At 52.3% G+C, this 1,347-nt stretch carries 2 protein-coding genes; both read right to left on the reverse strand.

The features are described from left to right. Positions 1–387, reverse strand: a 387-nt coding sequence (locus KDK14_RS11015; protein ID WP_257265162.1) for a hypothetical protein, incomplete at its 3' end; no start/stop codon positions are given. A 179-nt stretch (positions 388–566) separates the two neighbouring features. Next, positions 567–1,347: nucleoid-associated protein (locus KDK14_RS11020; protein WP_257265163.1), on the reverse strand; the 781-nt coding region annotated here is incomplete at its 5' end.

Genomic DNA, 1,347 nt, shown 5'->3' on the forward strand with positions numbered 1-1,347 from the left:
TGCCCGCAGTAATGTGGTCACAGAGGGAGGTCTGCCACTGGCTGGAATGGTGCTTAGCCAGGTAATGTGTTTGCTGATCACAGGCCAAAGCGATACAGCGGTTTCCAGCAGGGTATTGGCTTCAGGATCGTGCAGGCTCTCTGGCAGAGTATTGAGGCTGATGTTTAAAGATTGCTGTTCTTGCTGCAGGGTGTCTCTGGCGTCTTGATCGAGAAAATCCAGCTGCAGACGGTGAATGCTGATCAGTATTTCATTCAATGTTATCTGCTGATGGATAATGGTGGCAGGAGTGACAGCAGGGAGTGCCTTGACACTTGCTTCTACGCCGAATGCCAGCAGGATGGTGGTGATTACCGTTGCTGCACGAAAGGCTGCACGAAAAATCATAGTGGCTTCCGGGTTGTTCATCAGGTGTTCATCGACAAGCGGGATGCTCGCAGCAGGAAGCAGACCTGTATACCCTCTGCGATTAAAGCTTGTGCAGATTGCAGCCACCCTTGCCGGGTGTCAGATCAATCCCTTGTTTTTATTTGTAACAAAGTTGTTCTGGTATGAATAGCCCCCATCTATTCCGGGACAGCCCCCTGGTGCTGTTTCAGCTGTGCTTTCAGTTTGTCAGGGACCCCGGTGATGATCAGTTGGTCGTTGGTTTCATCGTAGCGAATCTGCCCGCCCAGCAGCTCGGCATCAAAAGAGAGGCTAAGTCCCTTGCTTCGCCCGGTATAGCGTACCAGCCGAGTCAATTTGCTGCGCTCAGGGGACATGGGAGTACTCATATCGTAATCCCGGGTGTTGACAAAGCGGGCAAAGTCATCCGGGCCAGCTTCGCTCAGGTGGCCTGTCAGCTCCTGCATGGACAGACTTTCCCCTTCATCCAGCCTGTTCTGGCAGTAATCATAAACCTGTCGTTTGACAATCGTACGGTTCTCTGCTGATGGCTCTTCCTGGCAATAAGCCTCGACGGCATTGAGCAGGGTGTCTGCTTCTTCTTTGCTGCTGCTGGTTTCGCTGCAACCAATAACTTCCTGGAATACAGTGCTGAGACGTTTGCCTCCCTTTGGCCGAAGAAACGATAAATAGCGCCCCGTATCAGGGTTCTTCTGCCAGTCAGTCATGTTGATACGACAGGCCAAAGACATACGAGCGGTGTCCAGGTAGGACGTGTCTTGAATGGTCAGCTCATCAGTGATGGTGACACTGTTCTGGCTACTGAGCATGCACAGGAGCAGGTAGCGGGTCAGGCCCTGTTGATAGTCAGCGAACATCACGTAGCCACCATTGATGGCGCCGGCCTCACTGAGATTTTGCCCAAGACGGGTCAGTGTTTCTGTGGTGAATTGGGTGAAA

This window comes from Endozoicomonas sp. ONNA2 (assembly GCF_024606365.1).
Lineage (GTDB): Bacteria > Pseudomonadota > Gammaproteobacteria > Pseudomonadales > Endozoicomonadaceae > Endozoicomonas.